The sequence below is a fragment of the Geobacter sp. genome, from assembly GCF_030834625.1.
Taxonomy (GTDB): Bacteria; Desulfobacterota; Desulfuromonadia; order Geobacterales; family Geobacteraceae; genus Geobacter.
Genome location: NZ_JAUQXO010000099.1, coordinates 33,907 through 51,594 on the forward strand (window position 1 = coordinate 33,907; position 17,688 = coordinate 51,594).

General features: G+C 62.5%; 18 protein-coding genes and 1 riboswitch. Of the genes, 9 read left to right on the forward strand and 9 right to left on the reverse strand.

The window, feature by feature from the left end; all coding sequences use genetic code 11:
• Window positions 1-6: 6 nt before the first annotated feature.
• From RCH91_RS21230 to RCH91_RS21245, 4 genes are all read left to right on the forward strand, one after another.
• The gene (locus tag RCH91_RS21230) at window positions 7-1,446 is read left to right on the forward strand and encodes a pitrilysin family protein (protein ID WP_306537466.1); all 1,440 of its coding nucleotides are present in this window, start codon (window positions 7-9) and stop codon (window positions 1,444-1,446) included.
• A complete protein-coding gene (locus tag RCH91_RS21235) occupies window positions 1,446-1,553 on the forward strand; it encodes an RCKP-type rubredoxin-like domain-containing protein (protein WP_004514523.1) in 108 nt (35 codons plus the stop codon). Before RCH91_RS21230 ends, RCH91_RS21235 begins: the two co-directional genes overlap by 1 nt.
• A gap of 18 nt (window positions 1,554-1,571) precedes the next feature.
• On the forward strand, window positions 1,572-2,756 hold the full coding sequence (locus tag RCH91_RS21240) for a hypothetical protein (RefSeq protein WP_306537468.1): 1,185 nt from the start codon (window positions 1,572-1,574) through the stop codon (window positions 2,754-2,756).
• A gap of 126 nt (window positions 2,757-2,882) precedes the next feature.
• On the forward strand, window positions 2,883-3,473 hold the full coding sequence (locus RCH91_RS21245) for an outer membrane protein (RefSeq protein WP_306537470.1): 591 nt from the start codon (window positions 2,883-2,885) through the stop codon (window positions 3,471-3,473).
• A 124-nt stretch (window positions 3,474-3,597) separates the two neighbouring features.
• Here RCH91_RS21245 and RCH91_RS21250 read toward each other — a convergent pair whose 3' ends face one another.
• The 4 genes from RCH91_RS21250 to fusA all read right to left on the reverse strand — a co-directional run bounded on the left by RCH91_RS21250 (window position 3,598) and on the right by fusA (window position 8,455).
• Window positions 3,598-5,226, reverse strand: a complete 1,629-nt coding sequence (locus tag RCH91_RS21250) for an ABC-F family ATP-binding cassette domain-containing protein (RefSeq protein ID WP_306537472.1) — start codon at window positions 5,224-5,226, stop codon at window positions 3,598-3,600.
• A gap of 110 nt (window positions 5,227-5,336) precedes the next feature.
• Entirely contained in the window at window positions 5,337-5,705 is a 369-nt protein-coding gene (locus RCH91_RS21255) for a PilZ domain-containing protein (protein WP_306537474.1), read from the reverse strand.
• Between the two features lie 134 nt (window positions 5,706-5,839).
• On the reverse strand, window positions 5,840-6,277 hold the full coding sequence (gene mscL, locus RCH91_RS21260) for a large conductance mechanosensitive channel protein MscL (RefSeq protein ID WP_306537476.1): 438 nt from the start codon (window positions 6,275-6,277) through the stop codon (window positions 5,840-5,842).
• A gap of 111 nt (window positions 6,278-6,388) precedes the next feature.
• Window positions 6,389-8,455, reverse strand: a complete 2,067-nt coding sequence (gene fusA / locus RCH91_RS21265; RefSeq protein WP_306537478.1) for an elongation factor G — start codon at window positions 8,453-8,455, stop codon at window positions 6,389-6,391.
• 127 nt (window positions 8,456-8,582) lie between these two features.
• Between fusA and RCH91_RS21270 the strand changes: the two genes are divergently transcribed.
• On the forward strand, window positions 8,583-10,454 hold the full coding sequence (locus tag RCH91_RS21270; protein ID WP_306537480.1) for a DUF6600 domain-containing protein: 1,872 nt from the start codon (window positions 8,583-8,585) through the stop codon (window positions 10,452-10,454).
• A 101-nt stretch (window positions 10,455-10,555) separates the two neighbouring features.
• Window positions 10,556-11,863: a nitrite/sulfite reductase gene (locus RCH91_RS21275; RefSeq protein WP_306537482.1), complete on the forward strand. Its 1,308-nt coding sequence runs from the start codon at window positions 10,556-10,558 to the stop codon at window positions 11,861-11,863.
• 106 nt (window positions 11,864-11,969) lie between these two features.
• On the opposite strand, the gene RCH91_RS21280 is transcribed toward RCH91_RS21275, so the two are convergent.
• Window positions 11,970-12,422, reverse strand: coding sequence for a cache domain-containing protein (locus RCH91_RS21280; RefSeq protein ID WP_306537484.1), 453 nt, complete (start codon window positions 12,420-12,422; stop codon window positions 11,970-11,972).
• 327 nt (window positions 12,423-12,749) lie between these two features.
• A riboswitch (cyclic di-GMP riboswitch) is annotated at window positions 12,750-12,826 on the reverse strand.
• A gap of 470 nt (window positions 12,827-13,296) precedes the next feature.
• Here RCH91_RS21280 and RCH91_RS21285 point away from each other — a divergent pair.
• The 3 genes from RCH91_RS21285 to RCH91_RS21295 all read left to right on the forward strand — a co-directional run bounded on the left by RCH91_RS21285 (window position 13,297) and on the right by RCH91_RS21295 (window position 14,065).
• Window positions 13,297-13,482, forward strand: a complete 186-nt coding sequence (locus tag RCH91_RS21285; RefSeq protein WP_306537486.1) for a hypothetical protein — start codon at window positions 13,297-13,299, stop codon at window positions 13,480-13,482.
• 111 nt (window positions 13,483-13,593) lie between these two features.
• The gene (locus RCH91_RS21290) at window positions 13,594-13,758 is read left to right on the forward strand and encodes a hypothetical protein (RefSeq protein ID WP_306537488.1); all 165 of its coding nucleotides are present in this window, start codon (window positions 13,594-13,596) and stop codon (window positions 13,756-13,758) included.
• A 127-nt stretch (window positions 13,759-13,885) separates the two neighbouring features.
• Window positions 13,886-14,065, forward strand: a complete 180-nt coding sequence (locus RCH91_RS21295; RefSeq protein ID WP_306537490.1) for a hypothetical protein — start codon at window positions 13,886-13,888, stop codon at window positions 14,063-14,065.
• Window positions 14,066-14,148: 83 nt separating this feature from the next.
• Here the strand turns inward: RCH91_RS21295 and RCH91_RS21300 are convergent, their stop codons facing one another.
• From RCH91_RS21300 to RCH91_RS21315, 4 genes are all read right to left on the reverse strand, one after another.
• Window positions 14,149-14,715 (reverse strand): hemerythrin domain-containing protein, encoded by a 567-nt coding sequence (locus tag RCH91_RS21300; RefSeq protein ID WP_306537492.1) that lies wholly within the window; start codon window positions 14,713-14,715, stop codon window positions 14,149-14,151.
• 2 nt (window positions 14,716-14,717) lie between these two features.
• Window positions 14,718-15,176 carry an iron-sulfur cluster-binding oxidoreductase gene (locus tag RCH91_RS21305; protein WP_306537493.1) on the reverse strand — a complete coding sequence of 153 codons (459 nt, stop codon included), beginning with the start codon at window positions 15,174-15,176 and terminating at the stop codon, window positions 14,718-14,720.
• Between the two features lie 59 nt (window positions 15,177-15,235).
• A complete protein-coding gene (locus RCH91_RS21310; protein WP_306537495.1) occupies window positions 15,236-15,457 on the reverse strand; it encodes a hypothetical protein in 222 nt (73 codons plus the stop codon).
• A 137-nt stretch (window positions 15,458-15,594) separates the two neighbouring features.
• Complete coding sequence (locus tag RCH91_RS21315; RefSeq protein WP_306537497.1) at window positions 15,595-17,655, reverse strand: acetate--CoA ligase family protein; 2,061 nt, start codon at window positions 17,653-17,655, stop codon at window positions 15,595-15,597.
• Window positions 17,656-17,688: the final 33 nt, after the last annotated feature.

The window sequence follows — 17,688 nt, forward strand, 5'->3', positions numbered from 1 at the left end:
CAATCCATGATCATCGTGAAACGATTCGTACTCATCATTCTTGCCGCACTGCTGCCCGTTGTCGCCCTCGGCGCCGAGGCGAAAAAAGCCGATCCCCGCACCATGACCTTTGCGCCCCTCGTCTTCGAGGTGCCGAAGACCGAGCGGGTCGTGCTGAAAAACGGCATGGTCGTCCACATGCTCCCAGACCGGGAACTTCCCCTGGTGAGTCTCACCGCCTACGTGAACGTGGGGAGCGTCTACGAGCCGGCCGACAAGGTTGGGCTCGCCGGCCTCACCGGTGCGGTCATGCGGAGCGGAGGGACAAAGGAGCTTCCCCCCCAGGCCCTCGATGCGGAGCTGGAGTTCATGGCCTCGGGGGTGGAGTCGAGCATCGGCGCCGACGCGGGGAGCGTCTCCCTCTCCTGCCTCAAGCGGAACCTCCCCCGGACCCTGGAGCTCTTTGCCCAGGTGATGACGGCCCCCGCTTTCAGCGAAGACCGGGTGGCACTGGCCAAGAAACGGACCATCGAGGCTCTGCGCCGCCAGAACGACGACTCCAAGGCCATCGCCGACCGCGAATTCCAGAAGGCCCTCTACCCCAACCACCCCCTGGGCCTGGTTCCTACCATCGAGACGGTCACGGCCATCACCCGTGACGACATGGTGGCCTTCCACGGCCGGTATTTCCGCCCCAACAACGTGATCCTTGCCGTCTCCGGCGACTTCGACAAGAAGGAACTCGTCCCTCTCCTGGAGAAAACCTTTGCCGGCTGGAAGCAGGAGGATATCGCCTTCCCCGCCGTTCCCGAGCCGGCCAAAGAGGTGAAGCCCGTCGTCCTCCTGGCCAGAAAAGAAGTGCCCCAGTCGGCCATCCGCATGGGGCACCTGGGGATCGACAAGAACAACCCCGACCTCCATGCCATCCGGGTCATGGACTACATCCTGGGGGGGGGCTTCACCTCGCGGCTCATGACCGAGATCCGCTCCAACCAGGGGCTTGCCTACAACGTCCATGCCGCGTTCGACATCGGGAGGCGATTCATCGGCACCTTCGAGGCCGAAACCGAAACCAAGAGCGACTCCACTGCAAAGGCCATCGGCCTCATGCGCGCAATCATCGCCGGCATGACCAAGGAGCCGGTCAGCGACGCCGAGCTGGCCCTGGCCAAAGACGCCATCGTAAACTCCTTCATCTTCGGCTTCGCCCGCACCGACGCCGTCGTCACCCAGCGGGCGCGGCTCGAATTCTACGGCTACCCCGAGGGGTACCTGGAGAACTACCGGGCCAACATCGCCAAGGTCACCAAGGAGGACATCCTCCGGGTGGCGTGGAAGTACCTCAAGCCCGACCAGATGGTGATCGTCGTGGCTGGGGACGACAAGACCTTTGACAAGCCGCTCTCCACCTTCGGCACGGTGGAGGAGATCAAGCTGGAAAACGGAACTGCGAAAGGAGACAAATGATGGCAACCTGGAAATGCAGCACCTGCGGCTTCACCAAGGAGGGGCGGTGCAAGCCGCAGAAATGTCCCCAGTGCCAGGAGAAGGGGAACTTTGAAAAGCAGGAGTGAAGGGATAAGGGAGGTCCCATGGATACCCCCACCAGCCCCACCGTTCCCACCCTTGCCGAGGTGGAACGCATCGCGACCCTCGCGGATCCGGTCATTCGCAACCTTCAGATAACCCAGTGTTACCACGAGCTGTCGGCGGTTCATGCCGGCCGCTGTTCGCCGGGGGCCAACTGGTGCACCTTCGCCACCTGGGCATCGCGGCAGGCGGGACAGACGATCCGCAAGGAGGACCTGGCGCGGACCATCGAACGCCTCACCGGCTCCGGGTCACTGGCGGAGCGGGCCGCCCGGCGGCTGGCGGCGGTTGCCCGGCGCTTCGGTTCCCGGCTCCAGGCCGACGAGATTTTGAAGATCCTGTGGGAACTGGTGGACCCCGAGGCGGTCGTGGAGCGAATAAGCGTTGCCGTTGCCCGGGGGAATAAAAAGGTCTTCGAGGAGATCGGGTGGGAGTTTGCGCGGTTTTTCGCCGCCTGTCTGAACGATGCGGCTTTCGACGCCGCGAAGATCGAAAGGTTCTGCGCGGCGCTCCGGGACGGTGATCCGCCGGAGGGGCAGGGGTACCTGCGTCGTGCCTTCAACCACTACTACCGGGCTTTGTTCACCGCCGATGCCAAGGAGAGGGCAGAGTTTCTGCTCATGGCGAACATCGAGGTGGGGTTCCACGAGCAGACGCGCCTGCAGCCCGAGATCGCTGCGGCCCTGAACGCGGCGGTCATCGACCCGACGGCGTTTGCCGAGCGGCTCATTGTCGCCATCTTCCCCCACGGCGGCCTGCTGGTGGCGGGACGCCGGCTTCTCATGGGGCTTGCCGGTCGGCCGACCCCTCTTCAGGTGGCGATCAACGCCTTCGTGGAGACGGTGCGCCAGGAGCTTCGCCTGATCATCACCGACCACCTCATGACGTTTGAACTTCCCGATGGCGTCATCCTCAGGCTCGGGGAGGACGTGACCGGGGAGTTCCCTCCGCTCCTGCGGGAGATCGCCAATGCCGAGCTGCGCGCCCTCCTGGCGTGCGTTGACCCGACCCCGAACAGCCTGTGTCGGTCCGGTGCCGTGGACTGGGCCGATTTTCCCGACCGGGTTCACTTCATCGTCGACCTGTTCCGAAGCCGCCACGGGGCGCCGGAGCTCTTCGATCCCCCCTATACTCCGGAGCAGGTGGCCGACCTGAAGGCGGGGCGCATCCCTGTCGGTCGGCTCTGAGGCGTCGTGTAACCCTGCGTTGTCAGAAGCTGTGCGGATATTTTTTGACAGATACAATTGACAATTTTTTAGGGTGAGGGTAGCTTTCACTTCGGCTGATTGCTATTTAATGGTAAGGAGGATGTCGTGGTTCGTGGAATTGCTGCTGTAATGCTGGTTGGTGCTACGCTTTGGGCAGTCCCTGCCTTCGCGGTCGAAGGAAAACCGTACGCAAGCATGACCACTGGCGTCACGTTCTTGGAAGATTCGGATTTGACCTCTCCAGGGGTCAGGGATAGTGTGGATTTCGAATCCGGATACAACCTCGGAGCTGCGTTGGGGTACGATTTCGGCCCAGGCCGGATGGAAGTGGAGATCGCCTACCGGGATAACGAGGCCAACAGAATCTCCTCTCAGGGGACAACAACTGAGGTGGATGGCAATTTTTCAGCCCTCTCCTTTATGGTGAACGGGTACTACGATTTCAGGAATCGAAGCATCGTCACCCCGTTTGTCACCGCAGGTCTGGGATATGCGAACGTGCACTTTGAGGAATTTGATGATCACACGGGCTTCGCCTATCAGGTGGGAGCTGGTGTGGGGATTGCCCTGAACAAGCAGGTTTCTCTGGATCTGGGCTACAAGTATTTTGCGACTGCCGACACAAAGTTCGATGAAGTTGAAGCTGACTACATCTCGCACAGTCTCACCGCCGGGCTGCGGTTCTCCTTCCAATAAACCAAACCTTACAATGGTTCCACACTATGCCCCGGCTCCTTGCCGGGGCATTTCCATTTATGGTCGTTGACGTAGTCGAAGCCGCCACGGAAGCCTGTCGGCTCCCTCGGCGAGAAGGCCTTCCTCAGCCATGCAGCTCGTGGCTCTTGTGGAGGTAATAGGAGTAGTCCCCCTCGTAGACCCGCATCTCGCCGTGGTCCACCTCGAACACCCGGTTCACCAGGGAGCGGAGGAAGTGGCGGTCGTGGCTCACGAGGACCACGGTGCCGGTGAAGTTCTTGAGAGCGTCCAGGAGGATCTCCCGCGCCCTGATATCCAGGTGGTTGGTGGGTTCGTCCAGGACGAGAAAGTTGACGGGACGGGCCAGGAGCGTCGCCAGGACCACCCGGCTCTTCTCGCCGCCGGAGAGGTTCTCGATCCGCTTGTCCACGGCATCGCCCGGGAAGAGGAACGCCGCCAGCAGATTGCGGATGACACCGATGTTCGCCAGGGGCATGGCCTCCTGCACGGTTTCGAAGACGGTCTTCCTGGGGTCAAGGACCTCCATGGCGTGCTGGCTGAAGTAGCCGAGCTCCACGTTGGCGCCGAGGGCCACGGTGCCGGCGGTGGGCTCGGTCTGCCCCGCCAGGACCTTGAGGAAGGTTGACTTACCCGCCCCGTTCACCCCGACCACGGCGATCTTGTTGAGCCGCCGGATGATCCCCGAAACGCCGCTGAAGACCGGCTTCTCCCCCCCGTCCGGGGTCTGCCAGACCTTCCCCAGGTCGTTCATCACCACCACGTCCTCGCCGCTTCTGGGGGGCTCGCTGAACTCGAAGCGAACCACCCGCTCCTCGGGGGGGATCTCGATCCGGTCGATCTTATCCAGCTTCTTCACCCGTGACTGGACCTGGGCCGCATGGGAGGCCCGGGCCGCGAAGCGGGCGATGAATTCCTCCTCCTTGGCGAGCATCTCCTGCTGGCGCTTGTGGCTGGCCAGGAGCTGCTCCCGCCGGATGTCGCGCTCCCGCTCGTAGAAGTCGTAGTTGCCGCCGTAGGTGGTGACGGTCCTGTTGGCCACCTCGATGATCCGGGTCACGATCCGGTTCATGAAGTCCCGGTCGTGGCTCGTCATGAGGAGCGCCCCGTCGAATTCGTTGGCGAGCCACTCCTCCAGCCAGATGATGGACTCCACGTCCAGGTGGTTGGTGGGCTCGTCCAGCAGGAGCACGTCGGGCTTGAGGGTGAGGATTTTCGCCAGGGCGATCCGCATCTTCCAGCCGCCGCTGAAGGATTCCACCGGGTGGTGGAAGCGGTCGGGGCCGATGCCGAGGCCGGTGAGCACCGTCTGGGCCCGGGTGTCCAAGTCGTAGCCGCCACGGTGCTCGAACTCCTCCTGGGCAGCGCCGTAGCGCTCCAGGAGCGCCGCCATTTCGTCGTCGGACTGGGGCTCGCACATGGCCGCCTCCATCTCCTTCAGTTCGGCGGCGAGCCTCACCGTCTCTCCAGAGCCGGCCATGACCTCCTCCAGGGCGGAACGGCCGGACATGTCACCCACGTCCTGGGAGAAGTAGCCGATGGTGGTCTTCCTGGCGCAGGTCATCTCGCCGGCGTCCACCTCCTCCTCGCCGGTGATGATCCGGAAGATGGTGGTCTTGCCGGCGCCGTTGGGGCCCACGAGGCCGGTGCGGGTGCCGGGAAGGATCTGGAAGCTGGCGTCCCGGAACAGGACCTGGGCGCCGTGCTGTTTGGTGATGTTCGAGAGGTGAATCATGGAGTTGGGCTCCCGTGCGTGAAATGGAAAGGAAAAGCTGTTAGCACGGGAGCCCCGGGTGAGCAACTTAAAATTTATCAAGGAGGGGAGGCGGGGAAGCGGAGATGGATCTAATCCTCGCTGTAGAGAAAGGAAAGCTCCTTGCGAACCTGTTCGGGATCGGCGGTGTTGAGCTCCACGATATTGCGCAGGTGTATCATGGAGTCGATGTCAATTTTCAAAAGTTTGACGCCAAGGAACTGGTCACGGAGGTGGGCGACCTCCGCTTCGAACTGGATGGCGATATCCGGACTGGCGAGGGTGATGAAGACGGTGCAGGTATCTCCCCTCTGGCAGGTGGGGGGCTCTGAAAGCTTGAGCAAGGCGCCTTTGAGGCAGACATCTACCACTTCTGCGTCATGGCCTTCCCCCCGAAATTGAACGGTGGATCCCGTGGCGAATGGCACCCTCTGGAAATGCCTCTGTTCGGTCACATCCATCACACCCCCCTGTGACGTAGCATTGAATGAAGGTTTCCATGCACAGTCGATGCCTTTATGGGCAATCCCCCACGAAAAAAGGCGACACCCTCGGAGGGGGCATCGCCTAGGTCTGAGCGATGAAGCGGCGATGCTTACTTCAGGTCAGAGGTGCAGAAGCCGCATTTGGTGGCGTTGATGGGGATTGCCGACAGGCAGTGGGGGCAGTCCTTGGTGTTGGGCGGCGCTGGAGCCGGCTCCTTCTTCATGCGGTTGATCTGCTTGATGACCAGGAAGATGACGAAGGCGATGATGATGAAGTCGATCATCGTGTTGATGAAGACGCCGTAGCTGATGACCGGGGCGCCCGCGTCCTTGGCGGCCTTGAGGCTGTCGTAGGGTGTGTCGGAGAGGTTGATGAACAGGTCGGTGAAGTTAACCTTTCCCATCGCCATTCCGAGGGGGGGCATGACGATGTCGCTGACAAAGGAGGTGACAATTTTGCCAAACGCACCGCCGATAATGACGCCGACTGCCAGATCAACCACATTCCCCTTTACTGCGAATTCCTTGAACTCTTGCATCATTCCCATGGCTTAACCTCCTTGTTGATGTGTGCTCAGTATTATTGCTGCACAAATATTAATTAATACTAGCAGCCGTTGCACTGCAAGTAAAGCAGGTTGCCGAATTTTTAGACATATTCATGACAGGCCGAATTGCTGGAGCACGGCCACAGGCGCCTGGTCAAAGCGGGAGAATTCCATGGTGTAGCTGCCGCGCCCCTTGGTGGCGCTGCGCAGTTCGCTCATGTAGCCGAACATCTCGGCCAAGGGGACGAGGGCCCGGATCGCCTCGGTGGTCCCCTGGGAGGCAATCCCCTCCACCCGCCCACGCTTCTGCTGGACCGAGCCGAGAACCTTGCCGGCATACTCGGTGGGGGTGATGATCTCCATCTCCATGAGTGGTTCCAGGAGGGTGGGGGCGCCGTCCCGGGCGGCGTGCATGAGCCCCCGGCCGGCGGCGGCCCTCACTCCGGCTTCGGTGGTAACGCCCGGCTCCACCGGCACGGCGGTCACCCTCACTTCTATGTCGGTGAGGGGGTAGCCGGTGACGCAGCCGGTGGACGACGCCCGGGTGAGGCTCTCGGCGAGGGCCCCGTGGAGCTCCCGGGTGATGCCGAGCACCTCCGCCGGCGGCACCACGAGCCGTACCCCCTCGCCCCGGGGGAGGGGGGTAAGCCGCAGGTGCACTTCTCCCCCCTGCACTTTCCCCTCGAATTCGGTCCGGAAGAGCTCCTGCCGCTCCGCCGGGCGGGTGATGGTTTCGCGGTAGACCACTTGGGGGCGGCCGGTCTTCACCTGGACGCCGAATTCCCTCCCGAGGCGGTCGGTGACCACCTCCAGGTGGAGTTCTCCCATGCCCGTGAGGATCGTCTGGCCCGTCTCCTCGTCCTCGTGGACCCGAAAGGTTGGGTCCTCCCACTGGAGCTTCTCCAGGGCAGGGAGGAGTTTGTCCCGGTCGTCGACCCCCTTGGGCTCCACGGCCAGGGCCACCACCGGCTCCGGCACCGTGAGGCCGGCGAGGACCACCTTGTGGGCCGGGTCGCAGAGGGTGTCGCCGGTGAGCACCTCCTTGAGCCCCGCCGCGGCCACAATGTCACCGGCGAGAGCCTCGTCGATCTGCTCCCGCTTGTGGGCGTGCATCCGGAAGAGGCGCGCCGCCTTCTCGAAGCAGCCGCGGCTGCTGTTCCAGAGGGCCCCCCCGGCCTTCACGGTTCCCGAGTAAATGCGCAGATAGGTGAGTTTTCTCCCCTCGTCCGACTGGACCTTGTAGGCCAGGGCGCAGAGGGGCCCCGCAGGATCGCACGGCAGGGTGTCAACGGTTTCGCCGTCCGGGCGTTGTCCGGTTACAGGAGGAACGTCGAGGGGGGAGGGGAGGTAGGCGGCAATGGCATCAAGAAGTGGCTGGATTCCCTTGTTGCGCAGGGCCGTTCCCAGAAGGACCGGGACGATCCGGCAGGTGACGGTCCCCTTTCGCAGGGCGGCCCGGATGCGTTGCGTCGCGATCTCCGTTCCTTCAAGGAAGTCGGTGAGGATCCCGTCGTCGAAATCGGCTGCCGTCTCGATGAGTGCCTCCCGGGCCGACCGGGCTTCCTTGGCAACCTCCGCCGGAATCGGGTGGCGCTCAACGGTGCGCCCCTGGTCGTCATCTCTGAAGGTGAGGAATTCTTCGGCAAGCAGGTCGACAACCCCGGCGAAGGAGGCCTCGGCCCCCACCGGCAGCTGCAGGAACACCGGCCGGGCCCCCAGTTTCACCTCCATCTGCCGGAGGGTCTCCCGGTGGTCGGCGCCGACGCGGTCCATCTTGTTGATGAAGCAGACCCGGGGGACCCGGTAGCGGTCGGCCTGGCGCCAGACCGATTCGCTCTGGGGCTGCACCCCCTCAACGGCGCTGAAGATGGCCACGGCGCCGTCCAGAACCCGCAGGCTCCGTTCCACTTCGATGGTGAAGTCGATGTGTCCCGGGGTGTCGATGAGGTTGATCCAGTAGCCTCCCCAGCGGCAGGCCGTGGCGGTGGCGGTAATGGTGATCCCCCGCTCCTGCTCCTGGGGCATCCAGTCCATGACCGCTTCGCCGTCGTGGACTTCACCCATCCGGTGGGTCTCGCCGGTGTAGAAGAGAATCCGCTCGGAGACCGTGGTCTTGCCGGCGTCGATATGGGAGATGATGCCGATGTTGCGGATGGAGTCGAGGGGCGGGTGCTGCATGGGGCCTCCGGTGGCGCGGATTTCCCGAAAGTATAGCGAAACGGCGCGGCGAGGCAAGGAGTGTTGTGTCGTCGGATGTGAACGGTACACTGAGAACAGCGTATGCGTGGATAGAGGGAGGTAGATCATGAACATACTGAGAATGGTCCTGATGGTACTGCTGATGGCGGTTCCCTGCTCGGCCTGGGCCGCGGAGCTGGGGCTTGTGAGGCTTTCCCTCGTTAGCGGCGACGTGCAGGTCCAGGCCGAGGACGGCGACGAGTGGGTGCCGGCAGTGGCCAATATGCCCCTTGCCGACGGGGACCGGATCTGGGTCCCTGCAGGCGGGCGGGCCGAGTTGCAGCTGCAGTACGGGGTCTACCTGCGGCTCGATGCTCGCACTGCCCTCGACATCGTGGAGTTGCAGGAGGAGTCGTTCCAGTTTTATCTGGCCGAGGGACGCGCCTACATCAATAACCGGAAAGGGGGAATCGACCACATTCAGGTGGACACCCCCCATGCCTCCGCGGGTATCTTCGACAACTCCCTCGTCATGGTCGATGCGGGGCAGGACGGCGTCACCGACGTATCGGTCATCAAGGGGTATGCCCTCGTGGAGACGGAGCGCGGCAGGACCCGCGTCTCGGCGGGAAACGCCCTGCGCCTCACCGATGGCACCGGGGCGGTGATTGCCCCCATCGAGCCCCCTGACGGGTGGGAGACCTGGAACCGCAGCAGGGATAATCGGCTTGTGGATGGGGCGGAGAGTCTCCGCTATGTCCCCGACGAGCTCGACGACTACGCCCGGGACCTGGACGACTACGGCCGCTGGCACTATGTTCAGGAATACGGCTATGTCTGGGCGCCGCGGGTTTCCCTTCCCGCCAACTGGTCCCCCTATCGCCAGGGCCGGTGGGCCTGGGTCCGGGGGAACTACGTCTGGATATCCTACGAGCCGTGGGGGTGGGTGCCGTACCACTATGGCCGCTGGGCCTTCTCCTCCCGGATTGGCTGGTGCTGGGTGCCCCCTTCTCGGGGCGCGGTCTCGTGGGGCCCCGGCTACGTGGGATGGGTTTACACGCCAACGTCCGTCGCCTGGGTGCCGCTGGCGCCGGGTGATGTCTACTACGGCTACGGGAGCTTTGGCCCTCTCAGCGTCAACATCACGAATGCAGCCATTCCCCGCACCATTGTGCGGGATTATCGCAATGTCCATGTCCGCAATGCTGTGACAATCATTCATCGTGACACCTTCCTCACGGGGAAGAAACAGCGGGTGACCGTGCGGAACCCCTTCACCGTCGGCGATGCGAGCGTGGGGCCGCCCCGTTTCAAGCCCGAGCGGGAAACGAGGCGGCCGGTCATCAAGGCGATTCCTGCTGGACACAGGCCCCCGGAGCGGGTGAATCGCGTTGGGGTGGAGGAAATTCGTCGCGAACGAAGGCTTGTCCCCAGCGAAAAGGGGTCGGTTTTCACCCCGGGGCGCCAGCCCGACAATCTGCGTGTCTTACGGCGCGAGGCGCCGAGACGGACCGTCGTGAACCCACCTCTCCCTGCGGTGCGAGATCAGGCCGTACAGGGGGCGCGACCTCAGCAGGACCGCACGAAGGATACGATTGAACGGAAACGCAGGAGCCCCGGCGGACCCGAGCGCGTCCCGGGGAGGCGGTTGGAGGAGCGGCCGGTGAAGCCGCCGCCCGCAACGCAAAGACAGATCCGTCAGGAGCGGCCGGTGACGCCGTCAACGGCACCGCCTCCGGTGACGCGGAGTCAGTCGCAACCGGTAACAGTGCCGCCCGCAACGTCAACCCCGCCGCGTCAGGAGCGGCCAGCGGCCGTCGGCCCGCATGCTGGCAGGGGGGAGGGACGGCCGCCGTACAGGGGCGGAGAAAAACGGGGGAAGAGAGAGCAGGGCGCAACGACCGCGCCGGCGCCTGCCCCCCCACAAAAACCGGTAAATGCCCCACCCGACGGCGCGCGAAAGATGCGGGAAAAGGGGGGAAAAGAAGAGCGGCAATGATTGTCTCAAGGGTTAATGAATTTTCTTCGGTTGTATTATTGCCTAATATAGTGTAGATTGAGTTCTGAGGAGTGGGTTATTTAATACAAACGAGGTAAACAATGACATTCGACCCGCAGAGTGTGCGGATAGACGGGGTGTACGAGCAGCGTCAGCCGGGCAATTTCATGCTCCGGATCAAGGTTCCGGCGGGAATCATCTCCACGGAGCAGGCTCTCAGGGTGGCGGAGACCGCCGACCGGTTCGCCGGCGGTTCCATCCATCTGACCACGCGGGGGAGCATCGAGCTCCACTGGCTGAAGCAGGAAGACTTGGCCCCCGCATGGCGGATGCTGGCGTCGGTGGGTCTCACGACGCGGGGGGCCTGCGGCGGTGCGGTGCGCGGCGTGGTCTGCGCCGTGCCGGGCGATGCCGGTTATGGCACCGCCCAGTTCCTGGCACGCCGGTTCCTGACCCACTTTACCAATAATCCCCGCTTCGAGGGGCTCCCCAAGAAGTTCAAGATCGGCGTTTTCACCGGCTACGGTGACGGGCGGCACCTGATTCAGGATCTTTCTGTCGTCCTCAGGGAAGGGGACGACGGAGACCAACGCTACGACGTCTGGGTTGCCGGCGGTCTGGGCCGCGAACCCCACTCATCCTTCCTCCTGGAAGAGGGAATCGCCGGCGACCGGCTCCTCCCCCTGGCCGAGGCGATCATAACCATCTACCGGGAACTGGTCCCCAAGCCGAAGCGGCTCAAGCACCTCGTTCGGGAACGGGGCCGGGAGGAGTTCGTGGGGCTTGTTCGGGAGCGGGTGGCGGTGATTCCTTCACTTGCACTCGGAGAGGGGCTCGCGACCCCCCTGACGCCTACCCCTGCAGAAGGAGCGGCCGAGCGGCTCACGGCGGGCATCTTTGCCGGCGAGCTGAGCACAAAGGGGGTTGCGGCCTTAGCGGAGATCGCCCGTCAGTACGCGGGTGGCTACATGGTCGTTACCTCCCGACAGGATATTCTTTTTTGTCTCGACGCGGGAGTGAGGCGGGATGATGCGGTTCGTGCCCTTTCTGCGGCCGGGTTTGGCAACGGCTCCCGGGAGGAGCGGGTCACCTTACGGGTCTGCCCCGGCAACCACGAGTGCAAGATGGGTCTCGCACCGACCCGCGACGTGGCCCGGGCGCTCATCGGAGCGCTGGGGGAGGCGGGCGAAGACCTATCCTGGTCCATTTCCGGTTGTCCCAACTCCTGCTCCCACCCCCAGCTTGCCGATGTGGGGATTGTCACCGTGAAGAGCGTGAAGGACGAGGCCGGCGAGAGGCATCCCCTCTTCGACCTCTACCGACGTTACGGCACCGAGGGGTTCGGCGTGGTTGTCCGCGCCGGCATCGGTTACGATGAACTTCTTGAGGCGGTGCGGGAGATCGAGTAAGTCGGGGTTCGTAACGCATAAAGGGAAAAGGCCGGGGGATCCAGTCCCACCGGCCTCTTTGCGTGAGGGAGGCGGCGTTTATTCCGCCTCGATTCCCATTGCCTCGTTACTTGTGTACCCCGCAGCCGACGATGATGTCGTCAACCGCTTCCACGTAGGAAGTCTTGGGAGTCACTTGCTTGGTTTTCGGGTGCGGCCATTTATAGTCAACCCAGCCGCCCCCTTGTTTGCCGACTTCCACGAATTTCGCGATGTACGGAACGCCATCGGGGTCTTTGGCATCCATCATGTTCTTGCCGATAAGTGTCTGGTTGGCGCCGTGGGCCACCATGACGCCATTAAAATCAACGGCGAAGACGTAGAGATCACCCCGTACGAACTGTCCCTTCGGATTGCTGAACTCGGCCAAGGCCTTCTCCTTGCCGTTGGCCTTCGCAAAGGCTACCGCCTCTTTGACGAGCGCCTTCGCATCGTCCGGCGTGCCGCCGGCGAAGCTGAATGTTGCGATTCCCAGTACGAAGAGTCCTGCGAGAATGAGCGACAAAATCCGTTTCGTCATTGATTCCTCCTGAAAGTCGATTTTTGATGGTGCTGCAGTACTGGTTACAATAACTGACTTATAAATAAAGTGCGTATCTCCTCCTTTCCTGGGTAGTGCGAGGTGAGATGGGTCGTTACAGGCCAGTAAAATATAGCGCAACTAACAGTGCTATTTAATGGGTGACTTCGAGTCTGGCTGCCGTATTCTCCCCTCGAAACGGAAACTGCACCTGCAATCAAGTGAGGGAGCTGGTCCCTGAATGGAATGCTCATCGTGTAACCTCCTGCCCTCCTCGGAGCGGAAATAAAAAAAGCCGGGTGGCCAGAATATCTATTGAGCAGATATTTCGGCCACCCGGCTGTCTCTGTGAGACCCTATAGGCTTTCCGTCCCACCCTCGCGGATGGTTTAGTACTTATCGTTATCGCTTGCAGGCTGATGACTATTCAGTTTTGGCGCATCATATTCATTCTGGCCTCAATGTCAACAAAAAATTCCTTTCACCGCTGTGACAACAACTCTTTGCAAGTCCCACAGATCATTCAAAATTCTGATTAGTGCTGATCTTCAGCCAGTCCCTTCTCCCATAGGGAGAAGGTGCCGAAGGCCGGATGAGGGGACAAAGAGTGTTAAAAATCACCCATTTCTCCCTCACCCTAACCCTCTCCCTTAGGGAGAGGGGACTTTTGGGTACGTTAGCTGAAGATTGGCGCTAATCAGGTTCAAAATTGAGTTGCGGTCTGTGGATGTGCATGTGGTTACGTGGACCATCATTTCCTGTATGAATACCGTTATGGAGGAGCAACTCTGCAATGACCCGCCCCGCATTGACCGGGACGGGCTGCAGCGGATGCTCGGCCTTGTGCTCGACAGCGTTGCTGCGGGAGGTGGCGATGAATAGGTTGTGGTTCTTATGGCGCTTGCGCTCGGAGCGGGAGTCCTCTCCGGTTGTTCGAAGGAAGACAGGGCGAAGAACTCCCCGGCAGCAAAGCCGCCAGTGGCGGGCCCGGCGCGACTATCTGGTGGCCCGGGTGAACCTTGAGCGGATCATGGGGGTGTTGGAGGAAGGGAATATCTGACTTGTTGCTGGTAAATGTTTCTCTCTTGTTTCTGGTTTGAATTTATCCTGAATTATGCTTTAATGTAATTAGGACAACTGGTTAACCTTCACCTCAAAGGAGGTGTGAACCATGAGAAAACACGAGATGCTCTGCAACATTGAGGATGCACAAACGATCCACTGCTTGACGGCCAATGCGACCGTTTCCTGCAGCAAGTGCGGAGTTAAGGCCCACAATCCTGCCGACGTGTGCGACCCGGTACAGCTTCCGGAACCAGGCATGATCGGTGACTAGCTTCATAAGAGTGACAAAAATGCCCGGGGAACCGGGCATTTTTCGTGGCGCATCGATCAGTTGACGGAGTAACTTGAGTTGTTTTTTGGTCGGAAAGAGCAGAGTCGCCGATAAGGAGGATACGATTATGAACGGAATTTCGGGAGTGATGACCTTTGTTTTCCTGATTGTCGTGTCGCCGGTCATTCTCATGATGATTGCCAACCCATGGACCTTCCCGGTCGAGCTGGCGGTCGGGTGGGCTGTGCTGGCGGCCGTAGTGACGCCGGTGGGGTGGTCATGGTTCAGGCGCCACAACGTGACCTGAGTCGGAAGCCTCAACTGTGAGTAATGAAGAAAGGGGAGATCATTTGATCTCCCCTTTCTATTTGAGTGACTCGTAGAGCCCCCTCAGGCGGCCCGGGCAACCTCTTCCGCCTCGTACCGCTCCACAAGCTGCCGGTAGCGCTCTGCGAAGTCGGCCGGCGTGCGGCCCTCCGCCGCTCGGTAACTTGTAATGATGCCGTCGCGCAGCTCCTCCGGAATGACCCGCTCGGCCAGGGGGTAGAGGATGGTGTCTTCCTTGTCGATATGCTCCCGGAGCATGGTCAGGTAGGCGAGGGCGTTCTCGGCCAGGGCGTCGGTGCGGGTGGCGTCGCCTCTCTCGGCGGCCAGGGCCGCCTCTTCCATGGCCTTCACGTAGGCCCGGCCCCGGTCGTGCTCCATGAGCATGGCCGCCACGGGGCTGTTCTCCCGAGGCATGCCGTTGGTTATGAGGGCCTCGAAGAGGATGTCCTCTTCCTTGGCATGGTGGAAGCGGTCGGCGTAGCTGCGAATGAAATCCACCGCGTCCCGGTAGAACTGGTAGTTGGTGTAGCGCCCCGCCGCAGTGAGGGGGGCGTTCCGCTCCAGGAGGGCGAGCATTCTGAGAATCAGCCGGTGCTCGTCCACCAGTGCCCGGGTAATATCCCGTTTCATGGTCAGTTCCTCCGTTCGCCGTCAATCCCGATGATGATCGTTTCCAGGGGGATATCCTTTCCCGATTTCGCCAGGGCCTGCTGCACCATGAGGTCAAGGCCGCGGCAGCAGGGGACTTCCATGATGGCGACGGCGATGCTCTTCACGTCGTTGTCCCTGAAGATGGTGGCCAGCTTCTCCACGTAAGTGCCGGTCTCGTCAAGCTTGGGGCAGGCGATGGCCAGGGCCTTGTTCTTCAGCAGGTCCTGGTGGAAGGAGCCGAGGGCGAAGGCCACGCAGTCCGCCGAGACGAGGATGTCGGCGTTGCGGAAGTAGGGGGCCGATGGCGGAACCAGGTGGAGCTGGACCGGCCACTGGCGAAGCTCCGACTGGGGCTTGGCGGTGGTTTCGGTAGTGACGGTTTCTTCTCTTTCGATGACGCGAGCCATGCTGCCGGGGCAGCCGCAACCGAGATTGGACATGATCTGTTCTCCTTTTCGTGTTCTTTGTGTGTGAGCCGCTGTGGGATTCGTCTGAGTGTCTATGCCGCTTTTCGGGTCAGGTAGTTGTTGATCTCCAACTCGATCTGGGCCTCGTCCTCCTTGGAGAGTCCGTGGATGGAGACCACGTCCTTCAGGAGGCAGATACCCACCTTGCAGGTGACACAACCGATATCATAGCGCTGCAGGATCTCGCCGATTTCGGGGTATTTTGCAATGACGTCCTGGATCGCCGTGGTGCCAAGATCGTTTTTCAGTTCCATGGTTCGCCTCCCTCGTTCGTGATGGTTGTACCCTACACCCATCACGTCGAAAAAATTATGATGTGGGTCAAAAAATGGCGATTGACGGGGATGTCGAAAAGGGGAGGGAAAACTGGGAGAGGGAACGGCAGATGGGCTCAGGATGCGGGATTGCGCCGCTTCAGCTTCGCGTCGAGGATAGTGACGCCACGGGGGTAGACGACAACGGGGTTCAGGTCAATTTCTTCCAGAAGCTCAGTGGCAATCATCTCCGATACGGCGACGATAACCTCGGCCAAGGCATGTCGATCCGCCGGGGGGCTTCCCCGGAAGCCGCCCAGGGGGGTATCGAGCCTGGTCCGCTCCAGGAGCCGGAGGGCCTCCCCGTGGGTTACGGGAGCCAGGGAAAAGGCCACGTCGTGGAGAAACTCGGTCATGACCCCGCCGAGCCCCGCCATGACCACCGGCCCGAAGCTGGGGTCCACGATGCCGCCGACAATGGCCTCCACGCCGGGAGGGACCTCCTCCTCCAGAAGGATCCCTTCCGCACCGCCGATGCGCCCCAGCTCGTCCAGTGTCTTCAGCAGCGCTTCCCGGCTGAGGATGCCGGTCCGGACACCCCCAACGTCGCTCTTGCCGGTGATGCGCGTCGAGGCCACCTTGGCCACCAGGGGGAAGGTGAGGCCACGGTCGCCGGGGAGGGTCCCGCCGAAGGGAACAAAGAACCGGCGTGGTGTTGCCAGACCCAACTCGTCCAGAAGCTCCTTGACCTCGTGTTCCATGAACCGGTTAAGCCCCGGCCGGCGGGCAAGGAAATGCTTCAGTGCCGCCGCCGCAACAGGCTTCCCTCTCTCCTCGCCTCTCTCAGGCCCTGAACGTTGCTCCTCGCCACTGTCGAGAATTGCTGCCAACCCCTGCACCGCCCGCTCAGGCGAAGGGAATGCCGGGAGCCCCGCCCGTTCCAGCCGCCGGGTGAGCCGGGCAGCGATCCCCCCCTGCTCCACGTAGAGGGTGACCGGCTTGCCGCTTCTGCGGTGGAAATCCTCCACGATTGCTCCAAGCTCCAGCGTCACCCCGGCCACGCCCGTGAGGGCGATGACGATAAAACCGTCGTAGAGGTCGGCCACCTCATCCAGGACGCGCCGGTAGTCGTCGTCGCGCACCTGTCCGGTCAGGTCGGTGGGGTTGCCGATGGCATAGAAGGGGGGAAACGCCTCACGGAGTCGGTGCCGCACCGCGTCCGGCAGCGGCGGCAGGTCGAGACCCAGGCGGGCGCATGCGTCCGCCGCCAGAACCCCCGGCCCGCCGGCGTTGGTGAGGATGAAGACCCGCCGTCCCGTGGCGGAGCGGCAGGAGGCGAGGGCGTGGGCCGTGTCGATGAGGGTGTCGAAATCATCCGCCTCCCGGATCCCGGCCTGGGCCAGGATGGAGTGGAACACGTCGTAGCGCCCGGCGAGCCTCCCCGTGTGGGAGAAGACCGCGCTTCCGCCCCTTTTCCCCTTTCCCCCCTTGAGGATCAAGAGGGGTTTCCGCCCCGCCAGGCGCCGGGCCGCCTCAATAAAACGCCGACCGTCCCCCACCGACTCCAGGTACGCAATGACCACGGACGTATCAGGGTCATCGGCCAGGTGATCGTAAATCTCCGGGGCGTCGATGTCGACGGCATTTCCGTAGTTGACCGCGGCGGAAACGCCGATCCCGCGCCGGGCCAGTGCTTCCATAACGGTGATGAGGACCGCCCCGCTTTGCGAGACTACTGCCATGGCCCCCCGTTTCGGCCGCCTGAGCCGCTCCGTCGGGAGGAAGAAGGTGTCGAGCCGCCTGGCCGGACTGAAAACCCCGAGGCAGTTGGGGCCAAGGAGCCGCACCCCCGCCTCCCGGCCGGCGGCCGCCACGTCCTCCTGGAGGGATGTTTCTCCCACCTCGGCAAAGCCGGCGCTCACGATGACGGCGCAGCGGGCCTTTCCCTTCAGGGCGCGCACGAGGCCGGGGATCTCCGGTGCCGGCCGCACGATCACCGCCAGGTCCACCGTCTCGGGGAGCTCCTCCGGAGACCGACAGACCATGAGGCCAGCCAGTCCTGCCCCCCTGGGCGTGACGGCGTAGAGACGTCCCCGGAACCGGCGGAGGTTTCGCAGGACGATGCCGGCCAGCTTACCTTCGTCGGCGGAGGCGCCGATGAGGGCAATGGTTCGTGGCGCAAAGATACAGGGAAGCATTGTGATGGTCCGGAGAAGCCGGGAATGTGGGGT

Bases quoted from the DNA above. Each gene is read 5' to 3' on its own strand.
- RCH91_RS21230 (WP_306537466.1), top strand. From the start codon at position 7: ATGATCATCGTGAAACGATTCGTACTCATCATTCTTGCCGCACTGCTG.
- RCH91_RS21235 (WP_004514523.1), top strand. From the start codon at position 1,446: ATGGCAACCTGGAAATGCAGCACCTGCGGCTTCACCAAGGAGGGGCGG.
- RCH91_RS21240 (WP_306537468.1), top strand. From the start codon at position 1,572: ATGGATACCCCCACCAGCCCCACCGTTCCCACCCTTGCCGAGGTGGAA.
- RCH91_RS21250 (WP_306537472.1), bottom strand. From the start codon at position 5,226: ATGATTCACCTCTCGAACATCACCAAACAGCACGGCGCCCAGGTCCTG.
- RCH91_RS21255 (WP_306537474.1), bottom strand. From the start codon at position 5,705: ATGGATGTGACCGAACAGAGGCATTTCCAGAGGGTGCCATTCGCCACG.
- mscL (WP_306537476.1), bottom strand. From the start codon at position 6,277: ATGGGAATGATGCAAGAGTTCAAGGAATTCGCAGTAAAGGGGAATGTG.
- fusA (WP_306537478.1), bottom strand. From the start codon at position 8,455: ATGCAGCACCCGCCCCTCGACTCCATCCGCAACATCGGCATCATCTCC.
- RCH91_RS21270 (WP_306537480.1), top strand. From the start codon at position 8,583: ATGAACATACTGAGAATGGTCCTGATGGTACTGCTGATGGCGGTTCCC.
- RCH91_RS21275 (WP_306537482.1), top strand. From the start codon at position 10,556: ATGACATTCGACCCGCAGAGTGTGCGGATAGACGGGGTGTACGAGCAG.
- RCH91_RS21280 (WP_306537484.1), bottom strand. From the start codon at position 12,422: ATGACGAAACGGATTTTGTCGCTCATTCTCGCAGGACTCTTCGTACTG.
- RCH91_RS21285 (WP_306537486.1), top strand. From the start codon at position 13,297: ATGAATAGGTTGTGGTTCTTATGGCGCTTGCGCTCGGAGCGGGAGTCC.
- RCH91_RS21290 (WP_306537488.1), top strand. From the start codon at position 13,594: ATGAGAAAACACGAGATGCTCTGCAACATTGAGGATGCACAAACGATC.
- RCH91_RS21295 (WP_306537490.1), top strand. From the start codon at position 13,886: ATGAACGGAATTTCGGGAGTGATGACCTTTGTTTTCCTGATTGTCGTG.
- RCH91_RS21300 (WP_306537492.1), bottom strand. From the start codon at position 14,715: ATGAAACGGGATATTACCCGGGCACTGGTGGACGAGCACCGGCTGATT.
- RCH91_RS21305 (WP_306537493.1), bottom strand. From the start codon at position 15,176: ATGTCCAATCTCGGTTGCGGCTGCCCCGGCAGCATGGCTCGCGTCATC.
- RCH91_RS21310 (WP_306537495.1), bottom strand. From the start codon at position 15,457: ATGGAACTGAAAAACGATCTTGGCACCACGGCGATCCAGGACGTCATT.
- RCH91_RS21315 (WP_306537497.1), bottom strand. From the start codon at position 17,655: ATGCTTCCCTGTATCTTTGCGCCACGAACCATTGCCCTCATCGGCGCC.